The following is an 18,804-nucleotide window of genomic DNA, read 5'->3' as shown; positions in this document are numbered from 1 at the left end:
ATCGGTGTTGGTAGCACCGTGCCGGGCTGTACCCGTTGGTAGCGGGTAACGTTCAGCGTTATGCACAACTCTAGCCGTCATGTCAACGCTGAGCGTTATCTTGATATTCAAGCGTTTAGGTGATAGGCCGGAATTATGCTGACACCCTCGACCTGTCGCGCGGCTCGGGCGCTAGTCTCCCTCGATCAAGCCGAGGTCGCTGAACGGGCTGGGGTCGGGGTGTCCACGGTTCGGAATTTTGAAGCAGGTCGATCGGTGCCGATCGCCAATAACTTGTTGGCGATTCAGCGCGCCTTAGAAGCGGCGGGAGTGCAATTTCTTGCTGACGGTGAGGCGACGTCCGGCGGCGCGGGCGTCCGGCTAGCGAAAGGCGGCGCGGGCTGAGGGAGAAGATCGCCCCGTCCCATGCTGATCGACGGACCGAAGAATTGATCCATGTGTTGAATGGTCATGGATGGGGAACGCAAAGCCACCGCTGTCGAAAAGGCCGATCACAAAATCACCTGCGAGGTGAATGGCGAGCGCGACAGCTGGCCAATGCGGCTGGTTGGTGCCGCCAGCGAGATCGGTGATCAGCCACAGATGCGGACGATCTGCGCAGCCACGGTCGTGGACGGTATTGTCCGACGCGATCTGCACCTCACCGCCACCGGCTTCAGGATGCTGGCGGCTCACACGCTTGCCACCTGGGCCAAGAGCGGGATCAAAGCTGCGATCGACCGTAGGCGCCCGAAAGACGGAGATGATCCACGGCTGCGGGAAGGTGATAGCGACCGCCACGAGGATAATTCGTTCCCGTCGGGCCACAGCGCCGGTGCCGTCGCGGTCGGCGAGGCGATTGCGAGAGCATATCCCGATCATGCGGTCACTGCCCGTGGTGCGGCGCTGTCAGTGTCCGTCGTACAGGTGCCGCGCGGGACGCATTATGCTGGCGATGTCCTGGCCGGGATAGCCATTGGCCTAATCGCCGAACGCGTGAGCAATGCGGTGATAGATCTAGCGGTACGTTACGCCAAGCAAGAGATTACGAACCGTCAGTGTTCGATCGGGGATGGTGATGGGACGCGGCGGGCAACCCCATCTCGGATGATTCGTTCGGCCCGGGTGTAGGAGAAGACCGATCGCCCATGCCAGCAACGTCGTCTATTGCGACGGACCAAACAGCCCCCATGCTTTCGACATCATCCCGCTTCAGCCGCGAAACGGGACCCTGGATACGAAATGCCCGATCTGCCGGGGATATGGGCAATGGAACACCGAGATCGATCTGATCAGCTTCCGGTGTAAGCGGGCGATCTGCGATTACTGCCACGGGGCGGGGTGGATCGAGACCGGCAATGACCCGGTTGGACATGCGGACATCGCCATGTCACCGGAAGGCTATCCGCAATGGGTCATAGCGTATGAGCCACACCAAGACCCAGATCGTCCTGTATCTGATCCAGCAGCCCCGCTGTCGCCCAACCAGATCGATCGCTAGGGGGCTCGGGGCGATCGATCTGGTTGGTAAATGCATCAACCGATAGTGACCCACACTGTTGGATGATGGGTGGAATTCGTCTATGGCTACTGGGTGAATCTTGCCCCGATCATAGCCACCTCGATCGGAATCATGCTGTACAGAGGCGTATTGGTTCCGGCTCTCGGCAAGTACCGGGCATGGCGCGACGGCCCTCGTGTTAGGACGGCCCGGAGGAATTGGCGGGGGGTGTACGTCCCGGATCTGACTATTAAGCGGATAGAACGTCTGTGCATTGCCTTTGTTGTGGGGGTTATCCTTTTTGGTGTGGCGGTCTCCTGGACCGTTATGGTTCGGCCCGGGTAAATTTGGCGCCGGTAGAGGTCGATGTGGCTTATTGCCCTTGCTTCGGACTGGTTAGGTAGTTGCCCGCTTGGTTGACGCTGCTGACCCACGGCGCATTGAACATCATCCCCAGCCGCTTCGGCCGCGATGCTTCGATCAGCGCCTGCCAATCAGCATAACGACCCATTACATCGTCTAGCGACGACAAAGCCGCGCGCGGATTGGTGTCGAACAGGAACGGCGCCAGCGCCTCCGCCTTCGCCTCAGCCTGCTTGCCCAACCCCAGAGCCAGCCGATCCCGTGCCCATGTCCCCGCGACACGGGCAGCAGTGCCGGGCAGGGAAGCTCCGCCAGTCGCCAGCGCCGCACCAGCGTGCAGCGATCCTTCCAGCAGCGGGTTGGTCGAAAAATTGGCATCTGCGATCTGATTGCGTGCAGTACGGGAGTTGCCCAAGATCGCGTTCGTCGTTTGCTGCAAGCCGCCCTCGATGTCGCGGGTACGCAGCAGGCGCGGCACGTTCGCGTTGCTGTCGTAAAGCGTATCGAGCCGTGTCCGCATAGCGGGCGTGCCCAACGTCGCCTCGAACGGGTTGGCGTTGTCGCGCACACCAGCCGCGCGCTTCAGAAGCGAGTCCTGAAAGCCAAGCCGCATCTGACCCAGATGCTCCGGCGTCTGCTGACCAACCTGCACCGCAAGCTGATCGGTGGGGAGCGTATAGGCGTCCTGACCGCGAATAAGCGCGTCACGCGATGCAACAGGCCCCTGATACACGCCGCGCGCCTGGGCATAGGTCGGGTTCAGGCGGTCCAACTCCGACAACAGGTTGTTCTTCACGCCGTTCTGCGCGCGGCCTGCCTCATCAAGCATCAGCCGGTTGGTGATCGGGTTACGGTACTGCTCCAGCACGTCGTCCATGCCGCGCTTCACATAGTCGAGCGTCTGGGTGGTATACCCAGGCTGGCGCATGGTTTCCCCGGCGCGCGGAGCGGCATTGAAGGATGCCTCTGCCTGCCGCAGGCCCTCACGGGCGTTTTCAACACGGGTGCGAGCGCTGTCCAGGCTCCCCGCAGGGCTATTGCGCGCCTCCCGATATGCCGCCTGCGCCGCGTCTAGATCAGCGCGGGCGCGTGCAACGGCGTCGATTTGCTGCGTCGGAGCCGGGTTCAGTCGGACGGTGCCGTCTGCCTCCTGCACGAACCCCATCTCCATAGGGTTGCGGCGCTCATTGGCAGCGATCGTGCGCGCCCGTCCGGTTGCGCTGCGCCCGAACGGCGTGTTCAGTAGGCTTTCCAGTTCCGGCGTCGACGTGACCGGCTGGCGGTATGCCTGCTCGTACAGCGGGGCCGCTGCTGCTTGCGCCTGACGGGTCAGGTCATCGCTCATCTGCGGGATGTTCGCGGACGGCCCCAGGTCGCGCTCCACCGAACTGACGAAGCGGTCATACTGACCACGGCTGCGGGGGATCAGAGCGTCTTCCGCGATCTGGGACGCGGCAGGCGAACGACGCACCGCCGCGCCGCCAAGTTCGCGCAAGGCGGGGTTCGTGTCAACCAGCGCCATGGGGATGCCCAGGTCAGCAGCTTCCGTCAGTGGCGTGCGAATGTTGTCCGCGCCGATGCGGTTGATAGTGTTCGCGGCGATCGTGTCTGCGGCGCTGAGCGGGGCTACGGAGGGCAGGGGTGCGCGACCAAAATAGGTGCGCACCGCATTGGTCGCGGCCTGTCCGGGCTGGGTGCGGATCGCTGCGCCGATGCCGGAGGAAATTCCTCGGCCCGCCAGATTGCCAGCGAACCCGCCAACTGCGCCGATGCCTGCTCCAAGGAAGCGATTGTCATTATTCTGGCCTGCACCAGACAGCGTGCCGAACGCGATGTCACCCGCTAGGCTGGGGGACGCGAAGCGCGACGCCAGGCCCGTCGCGCGGCTCGCCATTCCCAGACCGTACATCGCGCCGAACGTGCCCAATCCTTGCCCCGCGAGGGCTGCGTAAGGGTGGGCTGCGAATGCGCCCTGCTTGCGGGCGTTCAAGTCCTCAAGGTCGCCGCCGCCGAGCATGCTAGTAATCTCGTCGGACGTCCCGCCCAGCACACCGTCAATTGCGGCCATGGCACCGATGCCCACGGGCGATGTTGCGATGTCCTCCCATCCGCTAGTGGGGACGTCGCGCGCGCTGTCGAACAGCGATCCCTTGTACTGGGGGTGCGCCCGGAGCCACTGCCCGGCTTGAGCCACACGCGCAGGATCAAGCTCGCCATATCCGGCGGCGCGCGACAGTGTGTTCAGCGTCTCGATGTCTGCGCCCTTGCGAAGCAGCTCTGTCAACGACTGCTCCAGTGCGGGATTCCGCTCGGTTTTCCGACCACCCGAGGCGAGCTGTGGGGTGCCAAGAGATGGAGCCCCGATCAGCTCGGGACGCTCTGGCGTCGTGTCGTGCGGGATCGGATTGCCGTAATAATCCAGCTTCTGCTGCTTGCGACCGAGAACGCGTTCCGACAGGTCCTGAAACCGTGCACCGGGATGTTCCCCAACCACATCCATGGGGTTCAGCCCATTGCGATCGGCGATTCCCTTGTAGCGGACGCGATCGGCGATCAGCGACTGGTTGAGCTGTGCCATCCGGTTCGCCATTTCTTCCCGCAGGCGATGACGAAACTCGGGGCGGAACGTGCCCCCGTGACCCAACTGCTTTTGAAGGTTGGCAACTTTCTGATTTGCCCAGGTATCCGCCCCCGCTACCGACGCCTGCTCGCTTTCGCGGACGACGCTGTTGGGATCCATGACTTTCGCATAGGCATAGATCAGGTCCAAGTCTCCTGCGGCATCCGGTTTGGATGCCAGCCCTCCGGCATAGCTCCCAATCGCCTGGGCATAGGCCTTGTACGAAGGCAGCGTCTCGTAGCTGTTACGAAGCTCAGCGGCCTGGGATTTTCTGGAATTGCGCTCGCGCTGACCGTATTCCAGATTGGCCAAACGCAGGCGCTCTGCCTCATTCGCTGCCGCCCGCTCATCCCGCCGTACCGCAAGAGGGTCGCGATTGGTCGTGAACGTGTTGAACGGGTTGCTCGCACCCGGCTCATCGAACTGGTCGAAAGGGTTCTTCTGCATCAGCGCGCTCCAACCGTTCCGCGACGGCCAAAATAGGGGACGCGGCCATAACCAGGCAGCGTCACGTGGATATGATCGCCCTCGTTCAACAGGCGGGCGCTGGGGCCGTAATAGCTACGCAGAGCAGCCATGTTGGTGCCAGCATAGTCGACGCCATCGCCCGACAGGTGGCTGCTATTCGACACACCCCCCACCAGACGGTTGCCCTCAACAGTCCGCCGCCCGCTGGTCATCGTGCCAGGCGCCTTGAACGGGTCAGGGAAAGGTCTGCGACCCGATCGGGGCCGCACCTCCCTGCAAGATGCGTTGCGATGCGCCTGCGCCGTATTTCTGGTCAAACTGGGGTGCCAAGCTTGGGTTTTTACGCAGAAGATCCACAGCCCCGGAAGGTGGCGTGGATGTCGCTGGCTTCTGGTTGAATGACCCGCGTGGCAGGAACGTCTTGGTTGGGTTGCCCTGCGCGTCGAACCCGTCAACAGCCGTCACCGGTCCCGCCGCCACATTCCCCAAGTACCGCTTGGCTGCTTCCGGCCCCAACTGCTGCTCGATGAACCGGTAGTCGTTCACAGTGTCGTTGTTGACCGGCTTCGGATGCGCCCGCTCCCACTCTTGCTGAGCGGTCCACTGCGCCATCTCGTCGGCCTGCTTCATGCGGTAATCCTGAAGCTGCTGCTGACGCTGGCGAAACTGGTTTGACGCGGCGGCGAAGGGCGTGCCCCCGCCATAGGCAGACGACACCGCGTCACCGATCGAGCCGAGCAACTGAACGCCCATGCCGCCGCGCGAGAAGAAACCCTTATCTTCCGGCAATTGGGGCATAGCAGGCTGCGATCCGCCGATCGGGCCGCCGTAGCCCGGCGTCTGGCCTGGAATAGGTTGCTGACCAAAGCCCCGGAAGAACATGCCACTCGGCTGCTGCCCAAGTGTGTTAGACACGGCACCCAAATCGAAAGGGGGCATGATACCGGGAAGCATCAGGCAGCTCCCATCGGAGCGATGAAAGCGAGGAGGGCAGGGACTGCCGCTGCATAACCCTGGACGTCACGCCACGTCATTTCGGATATTGCCTGGTGCAACAGGTCGTTCTTGCCGCAATTCCGCAGCGCCAGATCAACCATGATGGAAACCGCCTCGACGCCGAGGCTATCCGCCAGTCGTGGGTTCGTACCCTGATGCAGTTCAAATTTACGACGCGCGCACAAAATCATGGCAAGCCGTTCAAGCAGTTCGGGATTGCCGCTTTCGCTTCCGACGCGGGCGATGTGTTCAATGTATACCAAGTCGCCAAAGCTGACGGTGCCTGGCGTCTTGCCTGACACGACGACGTCGATCAGGCTGGTTAGCGCTTGGGTGTTGCCATACGCGGCCTTGGAAAACTCGGCCTCGCTAGCGCGAATGTCCCGGACGACTTCCTCGTCTGCCTGCCAGACCGGACCGATCTCCAACCTAGCCAATTGGTCGGTCGCTTCCGCATCGCCAGCATCGGCCAAAACCTGAAAATGGTGGGCGACTTCGACCAGATGGCGCTCGTTCGAATACCCGCGCGCCTCGCGTTCATCGATCCGAGCCTGAAGTATCAAGGCCAGCGCCTTGCGGTCGTCTGCATCGCCAATGGCGGCCGCAAACCGTGCATAGCATTCGGCTGCGATAAGCGATTCCAGAAGTGGATAGGTGTCCCCGGCGGCCTGTTCGATGGCGAAGTCACGCAACCTGCGATACCCATCAAGATCACCAGCCGCCGCAGCTGCCATATCCGATGGGTAGATATTGATCGACGAAGTTTCGAGATGCATGGCCGCCTGTCTCCGCTGGATGGAAACGGCTTCTGCAGCTAGGCAGATGGGCCAGTGACGAAACTATGCCAGAAACCCTATTCGATGACAAGATGTTCGGTCGATTTACAGGCTGATGATCGGGCGCGTTGATCAATTTTGCGACCAATACGCGCCCGCGCGCGAGGCGAAGTTTACTGGAATTGCGGATGCGGAGCTGAAGACGAATTTATCCAGCCTGCGATGGGTCTATTCCCGGAGCGCTTGGTCTCTTTACCGGCTTCGTGATGATGACCCGCATGATGATGTTGTCATCGCCGATAGGGCCATTCTCCGCTTCATAGGCAGCGATCGCATCGTCTCGGCTCTCCTCCTCGTAATGGCGGATGCAGTGCCAGCGCGGCACAGAAGACGGATGCGCCCGTTCCAGCGCGCCGATGCGCTTGCTCAGTGGGCTCATGCTGCCGCTCGCAGGGCAGGGGCAACCGGGATCAGGACGATCGCATTCGTCACAGCGGGATTGCCATCGTCGTCGGGGAGAGGGCCGTGTTCAGCTACATGGCGAGCGATAGCGTCGTCCGTCGTTTCGTCCAGATGTGCACAGATCAGCGGGATAAACATTGGCTTCGTCCTCCGGGTTTTTATTTCCAGCGCCGCCACCCGGCGCCTGTGGTTTATGCCTGCAACCACGTCGTTGCCTCCTTCGAGATACGCGACCAATCGACGGGCATGGTGACGTGACCCCCGTTTCTTCATCCAACTGGAAGTAGAGACCGTCTCCTTAAAGGGACGGACGGAATGAAGCGGAAGCAGTTTTCGGAAGAGCAGATCATCGGCATCCTGAAGGAGGCCGAGGCGGGTGCGGTGGTGACGGAGCTGTGCCGCAAGCACGGGATGTCGAGCGCGACTTACTATGCGTGGAAGGCGAAGTTCGGCGGCCTGGAGGTGTCCGACGCAAAGCGCCTGCGGTCGCTCGAAGAGGAGAACGCCCGGCTCAAACGGCTACTGGCGGACACGATGCTGGACAATGCGGGGTTGAAAGACCTGCTGTCAAAAAAGTGGTGACGCCCGCCGCGAAGCGGCAAGCGGTCGCGCATCTCCAGGCGACGCTGGGGATGAGCGAGCGGCGGGCATGCACGGTCGTTGGGGCAGACCGCACGAGCATGCGGTATCGCTCGTGCCGGGCGGATGATGGCGACCTGCGGTCGCGGCTGCGCGAGCTGGCGCAGCAACGCCGACGGTTCGGCTATCGGCGTCTGCACATCCTGCTGCGCCGGGACGGCATCACGATCAACCGCAAGAAGACCCAGCGGCTCTATCGTGAGGAGGGTTTGACGGTCAGGCGCCGGAAGGGACGAAGGCGCGCCACAGGCAGCCGTGCGCCCGCGTCAGTGCTGGCGCTTCCCAACCAGCGCTGGAGTCTGGACTTCGTCCACGACCAGCTCGTGACCGGCCGTCGGTTCCGCGTGCTCAACATCGTCGATGACGTCACGCGCGAATGCCTTCGGGCGGTGGTGGACACGTCGATCTCGGGCCGGCGGGTCGTGCGCGAGCTGGCCGATCTGATCGCCGAGCGTGGCAGGCCGAAGATGATCGTCAGCGACAACGGGACCGAACTGACGTCGAACGCGGTGCTCGCCTGGTCCGGCGATGCCCGCATCGAGTGGCATTACATCGCGCCGGGCAAGCCCACGCAGAACGGGTTCGTCGAGAGCTTTAACGGTCGCATGCGCGACGAGCTGCTCAACGAGACGCTGTTCTTCACCATCGGTCAGGCCCGCTCGATTCTGGCCCGCTGGGTCGACGACTACAACAACGAGCGTCCGCACTCCTCGCTCGGCTACGCCACTCCGGCAGCCTTCGCTGCCGGGCTCGAACAGCAACGGGCGGGGTTAACCCCGCCCGTTGCTTCACCTGCGCTTATGCGCGAAAACCACGGTCGGTCTCTGGTTGCCGCTGGATGAAAGACCGGGGTCACGTCAATGGCTGCCGCCGTCTCTTGCTCAGCGGCTGTGCGCTCTTCGTTGGTCAGGGTGTGCCCCAGCCATGCACGGGCCACGAGAGACAGACCGCCACCGGTCGTCCGTGCTTCCAGTGCCGCAAGTCGTTTCCCGATCATCATGCCTTCTCCTCCAATGCCGCGATCCGGGCTTCCAGATCGCCAGTTTCCACAATCGCCTTGTGTGCCGTCAGCAAGGCCATGATGCGTCCGGCTTCGTCCGGTGTGACATCGCCTGCGGATATTGCCGCCAGGACCGCCGCTGATGCCGCGACCGCATCGGCGGCCGATCGAACCGGGGGCAACTCGATCGATACTGGTGCGTCCCGACGGGGCGGGGCCAGCCGATCCAGGCACAGGCGAAGGGCAACCGTGTCGCCCTCCAGCGCCTTGTCGATCGCCGCCTTTGTTAGGGCTTCGTGCTGGCCTTCCAGCAGCGCCTCTATGGCGCGCGTGACGCGATGGCGTGCACCTTTCGGTTTGCCTGGGTTGCCCTTCTCGAACGGCTTGCCGCGCGTATTTGCGCGCTCAGTTCGCGGATCAGGCGTCATGAGCGCTGCTCCCGGCCAATCGTCGCGTCCGGCTTGGTCCGTTACCTATTGGCGCTAATGGCACTATTGGCAGAGCCTGCGCGTCCGTCACGGGGTTCTCCTTTTTATATAGATAGATAGAAGTTTTTTTAGGGGACGACGCGAGGGCGGAGGCATCCAGGGATCGAGACGCAGCGTCCGTGCCAATAGCGCCAATAGTGCCAATAGCCCCGGTCACCGGCCGATCTCCCACAGCATCACCGGGGCCACGAAGGTCGTGTTCGGTCGGCCCCAGCGTTCGAGATAATAGACATCGTCGTCGGCCGTGAATGCACGATGGTCGTCCATCGCGACGATCGAACGCCCGGCTACCCAGACCGCGAGCGACAGCCATTCATTGCTGCCATGCGGGCCGATCCCGAACACGTCGTGCTCGGTCCAGCCCATCGACAGCGCGGTGGTCGCCCAGCCTTCGGACGCCAGCCGGATCGCGTCGGCAACGGTCGCGTGCCATTCGTCGTGGCTGGCCAGTCGCGGTGGCTTTTGTTTTACGAGCGCCCGAAGGCCCGCTTCTATGGCGGCTGGCAGGCCATAGGCCGATGTGCGGGTGTATGTTGGCACCAAGTCTGCCAGCGCTGCCGCTGCTGATTGTCGCCAATTACCCACGGCCAGCACCATGCACAGCCGGATTGACGAGGTGGTCCTTGCGTTGACGTCCTGGCGCATTGCCGCTGCGGCTCGGGGCTTCGCGCAACCAACCCGCTTCCTCGAGCGCAGCACATGCCGCTTCGACATCGCTGGCCACTTTCAGCGTCGGCAGCCGGGCGTCGCGCCGCAATTCCCGACCGTTGATGCGCTGCAAGCCCTCCTTAAGGATGAAGCGAGCCAAAGCTGCCGCGTCTTTTTCCACAGGCGGCAGAGCGGCGTCGCCAAATACCCGCCGCGCGTGTGGCTTGAGATAGTCCTCGATCAGCGTCAGGGCGTTCGTCAGGGACAGCACTGAGACGCAGGACGGTTCACGTCCACCAGCGTCCGCCCAGGTCAGATACTCCAGGGTCAGAGCGAGGCGAAGCGCCAGGCCACGCGCCTTGCCCGCCCAGGACGCATAAAGCCCGGCCGCTTGCCGCACGTCGGCATCGTTGTCAGCGATCCACTCCTCGAAGACGTCAGCGGCGCAGGCATCAAGCGGGATGGTCACCGTCTCGTCTGCGGGGCGATGTATCTGCTGAAGGCGGCGATACAGCCGCTCCAAGCGCGCAGTGTCAGCGATCTGACGCGGGCGGCTGAAGCGGATCGCTTCCGGCCATACCCACATGAATCGTGCAACAAGGCCATCGTCCGATACGCCAAGTAGAGCGTCCCGCAGCTTGTCCGGCTGAATGCCGCCTAGGACGCTGACGCCGTTGAACGGTACGACGAGTGGCTTGGTCTGGCTTTTCCGGTCGACGACGAAGTGCCGCCCGCCGTACGCCTCGAGCCAGAACGCCCGGCCACCAGGCGAATAGCGTTCGAAGCTGTCCAGCCATCCGGCCAGCTCGTCACGCAGATGCAGCGTCCCGTTGACGTTACCGGCCAGGATCGACGCCATTTCCTCTGGCGTCGAGTCCTGAACCATCAGACGCGGCCGCTGCGGCGCTTCCGGCGCTTCAGCCTCCTCGGGCATATCGGGGGTTTCGGCATTGTCCTTGGTTGCCTGCTTTACCCTGTCCTCCCACTGCTTCCGCTCGGCCTTGGCGCGCTCCGCGACCGTGGCGTGACTCATCAGGACGACGCGGTGCTGCTCGGCCAGCTCACCTTCCATAGTGCGCAAGGGGAGGGTGGCGGCATCGATGCCGGGTGACTTGTTGGACGATGGGTCACCGACAAGACCGCCCCACAAGATACAAGGCTGGTCGAAGCCCTCCCAGGCAGAAACCCAGCGCTTGCCGCCGATCAGCGACGCCGCAACTGTCAGGACGCCGATGGCGACATAGTCGACGGGTGCACCCTTGCCCGCCGCCAAATCCCGAACGAGCGGCATCAGGTCGCCCAGCACATCGCCGGGGAAAAGGGGAGCGGGCGCAAGGCTGGCGCGCGTAACCGACATGTCGGGCGTCGACCATCCAGCTGTGCGACCCGAGGTCGCGAACCCTTCGAAGGGCATCGAGGTGAACGACTCCGCGTCGTCGAAACGCGATTGCATGGATGCCGCGCTCATGACCGCGCCCCCATCAACTCATCGTTGAAGTCCTTGTACGGCGGGTTCGGGCGCATGATGCGCACCGCCAAGCCCGTTGCGGCGAACGCCTCTGCTGCTTTACCCGCCGCGACAGACCCAGCAGCGTCGCCATCGGCTCCAATAACGATCGCCCGCGTGATGTCCGCGAATGTCATCTGCGGCATCATTGAAGTGCCTGCCGCCACCCACACCGACCGCCCCAGCGCCTGGGCAAGCGTCAGACCGTCCTCAAGTCCTTCCGTCACGAGCATGCTGGCGGCGGGCGGCCCGAGTTGGATCGCGCCACCGATCACCTGACCCAGGCTATACTTCACCTTCGGCTTCGGATCGGAATCTGTTGGCGTCGTGGCTGCCTTGCGCCCATTTTCGGTCAGATAGGTGCGCTGCACACCGAGCAATTCTCCGGCGGGGTCGGTGACGATGCCGATCAGGGCGGGGAGCGGTGCGGGGCCGTTCGCAGCCAATAGGCCGTTGCCGTCGATCTTCGGGGGAGCGATCCGAGCGAACCGCAGAGTATGCGGCAGCGGCATCGTGATGCCACGCGAGCGCAGATACGCCTCAGCCGGAGTGCCATCGGTCGAGACAGACGCATCGACGATCCGCTGAGCCACGGCCCGCATATCGGACTTCGGCTTGGCAGGAGGGCGCTGCTGTTCGAGTTCATGCAGGACGCCGCCGTCAAGCATGTCGATCGCCTCGATCAGCGAAACCCGGTAGGACGCCTTTACGAAGTCCAGGACGTCGCCAGTCCAGCCACATCCGAAGCAATGGGCGCGCCGATCGTCCTGATAGATCGTGAAAGAGGGCGTCCTGTCAGGATGGAACGGGCAGCATGCTTTCCATTCCCGGCCTGCACGTTGCAGCTTCACGCCCGCCTTCGCGGCAACACCCGACAAGGGGAAGCGGTTGCGAATGCTCGCAACGACGGAAGCGAGCGTATTGGTGTCGAGCCGCCGGGTCATGCGTACCGCTCCACGATCGGCAGATCATGCTCGACCGACAGGCGGTGAGCATAATCCGATGCCTGATGCGATTTGGTAAAACGCACGCCGACGCCACCGCCGCCCATGGGGGCCTTCACCCCGACGATGTAACCGCCTGCGACGGGGAAGACGCAGACCGACCAGCGCTCCGACTCATCGCCCAGCCCGCGCAGTTCGATGAGTTCGGCAGACGGACGCAAGCCGTACAGCCGCTTTTCGTCCGGTGACAGTCGCAGCCGCGCACCCAGCCGCCCCTTCGGGACGGGCTGGGCACGATACCAAGCGTCCAGCGTCGGATAGCCGACGATCCCGCGATCCACGCCCAGGACGCGGTCAAGGCTGTGTGGCTCATTCGCCTGCCGCCGCAACGCGGTGACAGCGGCGATGGCACGGGCCTGCACCTCGGCCGTCTGGCGCGACGCGATGGGAATGATGGCGCCGCTCATAGGTCGACCACCATCATGCTGATCCCGGTGCGCTTCGCGACGCGATGCAGGAACTCGTCACGTGCCAGACGGTAGGCGGGGAGATACTTTCGACCGCCAGGCCCCATCGGCATGCGAGGGGACCAATCGGCTTCAAGCTGCTGGTTGGCGAACCGGAAGGAGACGGTGAACCCGTCCCCGACCGGCGTGGCACCGCTGAACACCTCGATGTTCATCATGCGGCACCGCCTTCCTGGGCATCGCAGTCGTTCGCCGCGTCCGCCTGAAACTGAGTGATCCGCCAGACGATCGCCTTCGCGCCGCTGACGTTGCGACGACGCAAGCCAGTATCGAAGATCGCTTTGCGGTCCTTCAGGGCCGTGAAACGGGGCTGCAAGCTGTACCGGGGATACCCGGCAGCAACGCAGGTTTCGTCAACGGTAAGGCCATTGGGATGGGCGCGCAGCGTCTTCATGACGATGCGCTCAAGGTGGCCAGCGGCGTCCGCAATGGATGCCCATGCTGCGGCCGATGTGTCGGTCTGGCGCATCACCGCATCCCCTCGTTGTAAGAGGGAAGGGCGCCCCAATGCAGGGACGCGATCAGTTCGGCACGAAGACCGGTCAATCCGAACGCGGTATTCAGCCGTTGAAGCTGAAGGGCGGAGGTGCTATTTCCAAACTCGTCGCAGCCAAGCTGACAAGTTTTGGGAAGCCGCACGGTGCCAGCCGGGCGGCTTTCTCGCTTAATAGGGCGCGAGTGTCCCTTTCCGGTTGCCATGACTGATCACGCAACCTGGCCAAGCAGGGCACGACGCGCGCTGGCATCGGTGATCAACCGCTTCCGGCCAATCTTGACTGTTTGTAACTCTCCTGATGCGATGAGCTCGTAGGCCTTGGTCTTACCAACGCCGTAAGCGGCGCAGAAATTTTTGATAGGATGTAGAACAGGTTGCATCTGTCGACTCCAAGATGCTGGCGAACGCCAGCGGGCGACTACGGAATTGCGCTCTGGCCTATTTGGTAAAAATGGGGGCTTACCGAATTACAGCCGTTTTCCTGCCTCGACCTTCGCCAACCGGATGGCTTCTGCCCGGTCTATGGTTTTGGGGAGCTTGGACAGCGCTTCGGTGATGATCCGCTGTCCGGCATTTTCCCCCAGATTGGATGCAAATTCGGTGTACCAGTCGTAAAGCGTGCTCGCGCCGATTGGGCCGCCCTTTTTCCCCTTGTGGCCCGCACTCGCAAATATGCGCGCAGTAATTTTCCGCGCTTCAATATTGCTGGCTCCGCTGCGCTCAAGGATCAAAATTGAGGCTACCGCCCGCACCTGAAGCATGTTTATTTTCGTTGATAACTGTCCTTTATGTTGAGGCCAGGGGCGAAAAAAATCAGACGACTGTCCACGGCGCAAATCATCAAGTGCCGCCATAAGATCGGGAATTGGACCATCACGAAATACACCGTGAAATTCCGGAAGCTCATTCAGGGCAATTATAATATGAATTAGAACCTGGTTTGCCGCCGCAGTAGCTGCCGCCATCGCCTCAGTTTGATCATGTAAATTGCCCTCGTCGTCTATCCCTGTTTCAGCGACCATCCGCAACTGAGCATAATCTGCACTGATGGCGTCAATTTTGGCGCGAAGATCCGCGGCCCAACTTTCTGATGGAAGTGTCATGACGAGAGCGTTTTGGTTGATATGAGGTAGCGTCCCCAAGCCTCCAGCAGCCCCCGCCGCATGTCCAGGAACTTGGCGCGCTTGTAAGCGCGGATCACCTTGTCCGGCACGACGTGCGCCAGAGCGGCTTCGGCAACCGCATCGGGCACCTCGGGCATCTTCTCGGCTGCCCAGTCCCGGAACGAGCTGCGGAAGCCGTGCACGGTATAGGCGTGTCCTGCGTCCCGCAGGGCCTTGCTTAGGGTCATATCTGAAAGCGGCTCACCTTTACGGTTGGGGAAGACGAGGTCGTCGGGCTCGTGACCGCCTTCCTCGAATATCTGCTTCAGCAGTGCGACCGCTGGCTTGCTCAGTGTGACAGTATGCGCGGTCCTGGTTTTCATCACCTCGGGCGGCCGGTGCCACTCCGCCTTATCAAGATCGAAATGCTTGCGCCGTGCCGACCGAACCTCACCGGAGCGGGCGGCGGTCAAGATCGTCAGTAATAGCGCCTGACGGCCTTTTGTCGGTGCCCCGGCGTTCAACTGCGCCACGACGCCTGGTACCTGATCATATGGCATGGCGGAATAATTCCCGCCCTGTGCCTGCTTGGCTAAGCCGACCGTCACCGACTTGCGCGGCGCCTCACTCTTCCGCCACCCCTTCGACTTCGCGAAGTCCAGCACCTTACTGATGCGGAACCTCACCTTCCGCGCCATGTCAGTTTTGCTGGTCCAGATAGGTGCCACCGCGTCGCGAATGTGCTCCGCATCGATCCGGTCGACACGCATCTTGCCCAAGGATGGGTAGGCATGGTTCTTAAGCGAACTGAGGAAGACGGTCGCGGTCTTCTCCGACCAGCCGCTTTTCAACGCTTCGTGTGTCGCCTTCGCTGCTTCCTCAAATGTCGGAACCTTGCGCCGCTCGCGGTCACGTTCAGCGATCGGGTCGAGGCCGGACTTGGCGGCCGTGCGCAGCAGCCCGGCTTTCTCCCGCGCCTCGCTGAGCGTCAGGACCTTCTTATGCAGGATGGGTATGGCGATCGGGGGAGGGGTGTTGCGATCCGCTCCGATGCGGCTGGACGTGTCGACAGAGCCGAGGCCAATATCCCGCCGCTGCCCATCGACCTGTACGCGCAGTAGCCAGGACTTCCCGCCGGTCGGCTTGACGAGCAGGTACAGGCCATCACCATCGGCATGGCGTCCCGGCTTGGCGTTCTTGACCGACAGGGCTGTCAGCTTGCCCATAATTCTCCCTCAACCGTTCCCTCACTATATCGCGGCTTATAGCGAACGTCTACGAACGATTGCGGAACAAATGGCCTTTGTCTGTTCTCGTCATAGGAGGGGGAGCGGTCGGGAACGAACGGCAGCGGTCAATTAGTTAGATACCGGCCAGGGGCACCATTTCCGGTCAGAACCGGGCACCATGGTCACGATGGCGTAGCCGCTTCGCACGTCCAGACTATGCGGCAGTCATTTCATAAGACAGCACATTCCTACGCCGATGGGGCGGAGCCAAAGGATTGATCCATGTGTTCAACGACCATGGATCGGGAACGCAAAACCACGGCTGTCGAGCGGGCTGACCGCAAGATCACCTCGAAAGTGAATGACGAGCGCGACAGCTGGCCGGTGCGGCTGATGGGCACCGCCAGCGAGATCGGCGATCAGCCGGAAATGCGGACGATTTGCGCCGCCACGATCGCGCTCGGCATCGCCCGACGGGATCGGCACCTCACCGGTGCCGGCTTCAGGATGTTGGCGGCGCACACGGTTGCGACGTGGACCAAGAGCGGGATTAAAGCCGTGATCGACCGCAGACGCCCGAAAAACGGTGACGATCCGCGGGTAGGCCGGGGGGATAGCGACCGCCACGAGGACAATTCCTTCCCATCCGGCCACAGCGCCGGTGCGGTTGCGGTCGGCGAGGCCTTTGCGCGAGCCTATCCCGATCATTTGGTCGCTGCCCGTGGTGCGGCGCTGTCGGTTTCCGTCGTACAGGTGCCGCGCGGAACGCATTACGCTGGCGATGTGGTCGCCGGGATAGCCATAGGCCTGATCGCCGAACGGGCGAGCGACGCAGCGATTGATTTGGCGGTACGATGGACTCGGCATGCGCTCACGAAACGGCGGCATGGGATCGGAGATGACGAAGCGACACCGATCGTCCGCCAACATAGGCGCAAAATGGCCCGATGAAACAGAGGGATGGCATCGACCTGCCTGACGGCATCCAAGAGCGCCATGTGGCACCCGTGCGAGGGCTTCGGGCGCATGCCAGCCCGCTCGCCTTCGTGGTTCTGGGCGCAACGCTGGCCGTGGCGGCGACCGGACTGCTGGGAGGTGCGCCCGCGCCCGTCATGACTGTCAACGCTCCCGCCGCTTCGCTGGAACTCAAGATCGCCCGACCGCTACGCAGCGGCTTGTTTTTCGAAACCCGTATTCGGGTCACCGCTCGACAAGCCATTGCCAAGCCCGTCATCGGGGTGGACGCGACTTTGTGGCGTGATCTGACCATCAACAGTCAGGTCCCCGCCCCGACCAATGAGAGCTTCAAGCGTGGGCAGTATCGCTTCGAATATGGCGGACTGAAGGCCGGGGAGACATTGGAAGTCAAAATCGACGGCCAGACCAATCCGCCGTTGATCGGCCATGTGGCGGGAAACGTCACGCTTCTGGATGACGACGCCCCGCTGACCGAGGCGCACATCACCATTCCGGTCTTGCCATAATGGACATCGTCCTACGGGCTTCGGTGACGTTCGCTGCGCTCTACCTGTTGTTGCGGCTGCTGGGGAAGCGCGAGATCGGCCAACTCACGCCCTTCGAATTGGTGGTCATCGTGGTGATGGGCGACCTGGTCCAGCAAGGCGTCACGCATAACGACTTCAGCCTTACCGGTTCGATCCTCGCGATTGCGACCTTCGCCTTCTGGGCGCTGGTGATGAGCTGGGCGACTTACCTTTCGCCCAGGCTGGAGACGTTGTTGGATGGTCGGCCGCAGGTCATCATCCGGCATGGCCAGCTGATCGAGGCGAATCTTCGCCGCGACCGCATCACGCGCGCAGAGGTCGAGGCGGAAATGCGGTTGGCGGGAATCGCCCATATGAACCAAGTCGCTTGGGCGATCTTGGAGACGCAGGGCAAGATCAGTTTCATCCGCAAGGATGGCGGCGAAGTGCTGCCCGATGACGACGATGCTGGCACTGCGTGACGTACCGTAGCCGAAGGAAGGTCGCGACCTGGCCACGTTCCCAGGGTGGATCGACATTCGCCATAGCCCGATCATGGCGGCGGCGCGGTGGACGAAGCGGTCGAAGTGGATGGTTCGGCGGTCCCAGCCGGCGGCGATGCGGCGGAATTGCATAAGGCGGCCAAAGCATCACCCCATCTGGTTGCGATGTTTGTCGACGGCGTCATCGTGAGGGATGGCGACTTTGCGGATGCGCTTGAAGAGGGGGGCCGCCTTCTTATTCTCATGGCGTAAGCCGCCCGCGACGGGCCGCGAGGACAATGCTCATGGTATTGCGATCACCCTGCCGATCCTTGAGCTTCCCGCTTAGCGGTTGAAACTTCGTGCCGGTCGCTTTGACCGGCACACGATACGACCGCCGCGACGACGATGGTGTTGTTGCGGTCGCTCTTGTCGCAATACTCAAAAAGCAATCTTGCTGGCCTCCAAGGCATAGAAAAAACTTGGAAAACACTCTTGGCACCGGAGGTCTGTTCCGACTTCTGGTTCATGGGGAATTGCCAAATTAGCAATGACAGGAATTCGAAGAAATTCGTCATTCTGCTGATTTGGTCAACATTGCATACCCCAGGCTGATGTACCTCTGAGAGGGGTGGCCGTTTGGGGCGGGCGGAAAGCAAAAAATAAGGTTAAGACTGAAAAGTTTTTGCGACGGTAATAATAGTTTTCAGTTTTAAAATGCTTCTTTTGCCATGGCTTAGAGAAAATTACGTTTATATATTGATATTAACCATAAACTTCATGCCTGTGATGAATATATTTTCAAAAAGCCATAATTTTCGTTCAAAGACATGGGCTTGTTTGCGGCAAATTCCCCGAGGCTAGCATCAAATCTAAGTTGCAAACTTGTAGATGGTTATAATTTGGGTTAAAAAAGACAAATTAAATAGTTTTGTGTCATAACGATGTGGAGGCGGCCATGTCGAAATCTATGTCGTTGTGTCGACAGAATTTACGTCTGGCTTTCTCGTTCCTAGTCATTCGCATGAAAAATAATTGTAGCCTGTATGGTGACAAGCAGTACTTGGTATATTTCGTGCCAGATAATTCTGG

The 18,804-nt window shown here is 61.8% G+C and carries 23 protein-coding genes; 7 read left to right on the top strand and 16 right to left on the bottom strand.

Annotated elements, in window-relative coordinates; genetic code table 11:
• Positions 1-135 precede the first annotated feature (135 nt).
• Positions 136-384: a helix-turn-helix domain-containing protein gene (locus QE379_RS19645; RefSeq protein WP_373461802.1), complete on the top strand. Its 249-nt coding sequence runs from the start codon at positions 136-138 to the stop codon at positions 382-384.
• A 66-nt stretch (positions 385-450) separates the two neighbouring features.
• Positions 451-1,110 carry a phosphatase PAP2 family protein gene (locus QE379_RS15500; RefSeq protein ID WP_307001882.1) on the top strand — a complete coding sequence of 220 codons (660 nt, stop codon included), beginning with the start codon at positions 451-453 and terminating at the stop codon, positions 1,108-1,110.
• A gap of 743 nt (positions 1,111-1,853) precedes the next feature.
• On the opposite strand, the gene QE379_RS15495 is transcribed toward QE379_RS15500, so the two are convergent.
• From QE379_RS15495 to QE379_RS15470, 6 genes are all read right to left on the bottom strand, one after another.
• Positions 1,854-4,910 (bottom strand): hypothetical protein, encoded by a 3,057-nt coding sequence (locus tag QE379_RS15495; RefSeq protein WP_307001880.1) that lies wholly within the window; start codon positions 4,908-4,910, stop codon positions 1,854-1,856.
• Positions 4,910-5,200, bottom strand: a complete 291-nt coding sequence (locus QE379_RS15490) for a D-Ala-D-Ala carboxypeptidase family metallohydrolase (RefSeq protein WP_281177329.1) — start codon at positions 5,198-5,200, stop codon at positions 4,910-4,912. Before QE379_RS15490 ends, QE379_RS15495 begins: the two co-directional genes overlap by 1 nt.
• Positions 5,166-5,885: a hypothetical protein gene (locus QE379_RS15485; RefSeq protein WP_307001877.1), complete on the bottom strand. Its 720-nt coding sequence runs from the start codon at positions 5,883-5,885 to the stop codon at positions 5,166-5,168. Before QE379_RS15485 ends, QE379_RS15490 begins: the two co-directional genes overlap by 35 nt.
• Entirely contained in the window at positions 5,885-6,703 is an 819-nt protein-coding gene (locus QE379_RS15480) for a hypothetical protein (RefSeq protein ID WP_307001875.1), read from the bottom strand. Before QE379_RS15480 ends, QE379_RS15485 begins: the two co-directional genes overlap by 1 nt.
• 208 nt (positions 6,704-6,911) lie before the next feature.
• Complete coding sequence (locus tag QE379_RS15475) at positions 6,912-7,142, bottom strand: hypothetical protein (RefSeq protein ID WP_307001873.1); 231 nt, start codon at positions 7,140-7,142, stop codon at positions 6,912-6,914.
• Positions 7,139-7,402, bottom strand: a complete 264-nt coding sequence (locus QE379_RS15470; protein WP_307001871.1) for a hypothetical protein — start codon at positions 7,400-7,402, stop codon at positions 7,139-7,141. Before QE379_RS15470 ends, QE379_RS15475 begins: the two co-directional genes overlap by 4 nt.
• Positions 7,403-7,480: 78 nt before the next feature.
• Between QE379_RS15470 and QE379_RS15465 the strand changes: the two genes are divergently transcribed.
• Positions 7,481-8,646 (top strand): IS3 family transposase gene (locus QE379_RS15465; protein ID WP_373461696.1). Its coding sequence is split into 2 segments (ribosomal slippage): positions 7,481-7,742 and positions 7,742-8,646, totalling 1,167 coding nucleotides; the frame shifts between segments, so codons are not numbered across the junction.
• Between the two features lie 154 nt (positions 8,647-8,800).
• Here QE379_RS15465 and QE379_RS15460 read toward each other — a convergent pair.
• The 9 genes from QE379_RS15460 to QE379_RS15415 all read right to left on the bottom strand — a co-directional run bounded on the left by QE379_RS15460 (position 8,801) and on the right by QE379_RS15415 (position 15,743).
• Entirely contained in the window at positions 8,801-9,232 is a 432-nt protein-coding gene (locus tag QE379_RS15460; protein ID WP_307001869.1) for a DUF5681 domain-containing protein, read from the bottom strand.
• Positions 9,233-9,445: 213 nt separating this feature from the next.
• Positions 9,446-9,889 (bottom strand): hypothetical protein, encoded by a 444-nt coding sequence (locus tag QE379_RS15455; RefSeq protein ID WP_307001867.1) that lies wholly within the window; start codon positions 9,887-9,889, stop codon positions 9,446-9,448.
• A complete protein-coding gene (locus QE379_RS15450; RefSeq protein WP_307001865.1) occupies positions 9,870-11,408 on the bottom strand; it encodes a DUF3987 domain-containing protein in 1,539 nt (512 codons plus the stop codon). The genes QE379_RS15455 and QE379_RS15450 overlap by 20 nt, the downstream gene beginning before the upstream one ends.
• Entirely contained in the window at positions 11,405-12,391 is a 987-nt protein-coding gene (locus QE379_RS15445; protein ID WP_307001863.1) for a CHC2 zinc finger domain-containing protein, read from the bottom strand. Before QE379_RS15445 ends, QE379_RS15450 begins: the two co-directional genes overlap by 4 nt.
• Positions 12,388-12,858, bottom strand: a complete 471-nt coding sequence (locus QE379_RS15440) for a hypothetical protein (protein ID WP_307001861.1) — start codon at positions 12,856-12,858, stop codon at positions 12,388-12,390. Before QE379_RS15440 ends, QE379_RS15445 begins: the two co-directional genes overlap by 4 nt.
• Entirely contained in the window at positions 12,855-13,076 is a 222-nt protein-coding gene (locus QE379_RS15435; protein ID WP_307001860.1) for a hypothetical protein, read from the bottom strand. The genes QE379_RS15440 and QE379_RS15435 overlap by 4 nt, the downstream gene beginning before the upstream one ends.
• Positions 13,073-13,387, bottom strand: a complete 315-nt coding sequence (locus QE379_RS15430; protein WP_307001858.1) for a hypothetical protein — start codon at positions 13,385-13,387, stop codon at positions 13,073-13,075. The genes QE379_RS15435 and QE379_RS15430 overlap by 4 nt, the downstream gene beginning before the upstream one ends.
• Before the next feature lie 494 nt (positions 13,388-13,881).
• Positions 13,882-14,517, bottom strand: a complete 636-nt coding sequence (locus QE379_RS15420) for a hypothetical protein (RefSeq protein WP_307001854.1) — start codon at positions 14,515-14,517, stop codon at positions 13,882-13,884.
• On the bottom strand, positions 14,514-15,743 hold the full coding sequence (locus QE379_RS15415; protein WP_307001852.1) for a site-specific integrase: 1,230 nt from the start codon (positions 15,741-15,743) through the stop codon (positions 14,514-14,516). Before QE379_RS15415 ends, QE379_RS15420 begins: the two co-directional genes overlap by 4 nt.
• Positions 15,744-16,028: 285 nt before the next feature.
• Between QE379_RS15415 and QE379_RS15410 the strand changes: the two genes are divergently transcribed.
• The 4 genes from QE379_RS15410 to QE379_RS15395 all read left to right on the top strand — a co-directional run bounded on the left by QE379_RS15410 (position 16,029) and on the right by QE379_RS15395 (position 17,985).
• Positions 16,029-16,697, top strand: coding sequence for a phosphatase PAP2 family protein (locus tag QE379_RS15410; protein ID WP_307001851.1), 669 nt, complete (start codon positions 16,029-16,031; stop codon positions 16,695-16,697).
• Positions 16,694-17,230 carry a hypothetical protein gene (locus tag QE379_RS15405; RefSeq protein ID WP_307001849.1) on the top strand — a complete coding sequence of 179 codons (537 nt, stop codon included), beginning with the start codon at positions 16,694-16,696 and terminating at the stop codon, positions 17,228-17,230. Before QE379_RS15410 ends, QE379_RS15405 begins: the two co-directional genes overlap by 4 nt.
• Positions 17,230-17,712, top strand: coding sequence for a DUF421 domain-containing protein (locus QE379_RS15400; protein WP_307001847.1), 483 nt, complete (start codon positions 17,230-17,232; stop codon positions 17,710-17,712). The genes QE379_RS15405 and QE379_RS15400 overlap by 1 nt, the downstream gene beginning before the upstream one ends.
• A gap of 87 nt (positions 17,713-17,799) precedes the next feature.
• Positions 17,800-17,985 (top strand): hypothetical protein, encoded by a 186-nt coding sequence (locus QE379_RS15395; protein ID WP_307001845.1) that lies wholly within the window; start codon positions 17,800-17,802, stop codon positions 17,983-17,985.
• A gap of 44 nt (positions 17,986-18,029) precedes the next feature.
• Here QE379_RS15395 and QE379_RS15390 read toward each other — a convergent pair whose 3' ends face one another.
• Positions 18,030-18,290 carry a hypothetical protein gene (locus QE379_RS15390; protein ID WP_307001844.1) on the bottom strand — a complete coding sequence of 87 codons (261 nt, stop codon included), beginning with the start codon at positions 18,288-18,290 and terminating at the stop codon, positions 18,030-18,032.
• Positions 18,291-18,804: the final 514 nt, after the last annotated feature.

Source organism: Sphingomonas sp. SORGH_AS_0879 (genome assembly GCF_030819175.1).
Taxonomy (GTDB): domain Bacteria; phylum Pseudomonadota; class Alphaproteobacteria; order Sphingomonadales; family Sphingomonadaceae; genus Sphingomonas.
This window is presented reverse-complemented; position numbering and strand designations above follow the sequence as displayed.

Excerpts from the sequence above, each read along its gene's own strand:
- QE379_RS19645 (WP_373461802.1), top strand. The coding sequence starts at position 136 with ATGCTGACACCCTCGACCTGTCGCGCGGCTCGGGCGCTAGTCTCCCTC.
- QE379_RS15500 (WP_307001882.1), top strand. The coding sequence starts at position 451 with ATGGATGGGGAACGCAAAGCCACCGCTGTCGAAAAGGCCGATCACAAA.
- QE379_RS15495 (WP_307001880.1), bottom strand. The coding sequence starts at position 4,910 with ATGCAGAAGAACCCTTTCGACCAGTTCGATGAGCCGGGTGCGAGCAAC.
- QE379_RS15485 (WP_307001877.1), bottom strand. The coding sequence starts at position 5,885 with ATGCTTCCCGGTATCATGCCCCCTTTCGATTTGGGTGCCGTGTCTAAC.
- QE379_RS15480 (WP_307001875.1), bottom strand. The coding sequence starts at position 6,703 with ATGCATCTCGAAACTTCGTCGATCAATATCTACCCATCGGATATGGCA.
- QE379_RS15475 (WP_307001873.1), bottom strand. The coding sequence starts at position 7,142 with ATGAGCCCACTGAGCAAGCGCATCGGCGCGCTGGAACGGGCGCATCCG.
- QE379_RS15460 (WP_307001869.1), bottom strand. The coding sequence starts at position 9,232 with ATGACGCCTGATCCGCGAACTGAGCGCGCAAATACGCGCGGCAAGCCG.
- QE379_RS15455 (WP_307001867.1), bottom strand. The coding sequence starts at position 9,889 with ATGGTGCTGGCCGTGGGTAATTGGCGACAATCAGCAGCGGCAGCGCTG.
- QE379_RS15450 (WP_307001865.1), bottom strand. The coding sequence starts at position 11,408 with ATGAGCGCGGCATCCATGCAATCGCGTTTCGACGACGCGGAGTCGTTC.
- QE379_RS15445 (WP_307001863.1), bottom strand. The coding sequence starts at position 12,391 with ATGACCCGGCGGCTCGACACCAATACGCTCGCTTCCGTCGTTGCGAGC.
- QE379_RS15440 (WP_307001861.1), bottom strand. The coding sequence starts at position 12,858 with ATGAGCGGCGCCATCATTCCCATCGCGTCGCGCCAGACGGCCGAGGTG.
- QE379_RS15435 (WP_307001860.1), bottom strand. The coding sequence starts at position 13,076 with ATGATGAACATCGAGGTGTTCAGCGGTGCCACGCCGGTCGGGGACGGG.
- QE379_RS15430 (WP_307001858.1), bottom strand. The coding sequence starts at position 13,387 with ATGCGCCAGACCGACACATCGGCCGCAGCATGGGCATCCATTGCGGAC.
- QE379_RS15420 (WP_307001854.1), bottom strand. The coding sequence starts at position 14,517 with ATGACACTTCCATCAGAAAGTTGGGCCGCGGATCTTCGCGCCAAAATT.
- QE379_RS15415 (WP_307001852.1), bottom strand. The coding sequence starts at position 15,743 with ATGGGCAAGCTGACAGCCCTGTCGGTCAAGAACGCCAAGCCGGGACGC.
- QE379_RS15410 (WP_307001851.1), top strand. The coding sequence starts at position 16,029 with ATGTGTTCAACGACCATGGATCGGGAACGCAAAACCACGGCTGTCGAG.
- QE379_RS15405 (WP_307001849.1), top strand. The coding sequence starts at position 16,694 with ATGAAACAGAGGGATGGCATCGACCTGCCTGACGGCATCCAAGAGCGC.
- QE379_RS15400 (WP_307001847.1), top strand. The coding sequence starts at position 17,230 with ATGGACATCGTCCTACGGGCTTCGGTGACGTTCGCTGCGCTCTACCTG.
- QE379_RS15390 (WP_307001844.1), bottom strand. The coding sequence starts at position 18,290 with ATGACGAATTTCTTCGAATTCCTGTCATTGCTAATTTGGCAATTCCCC.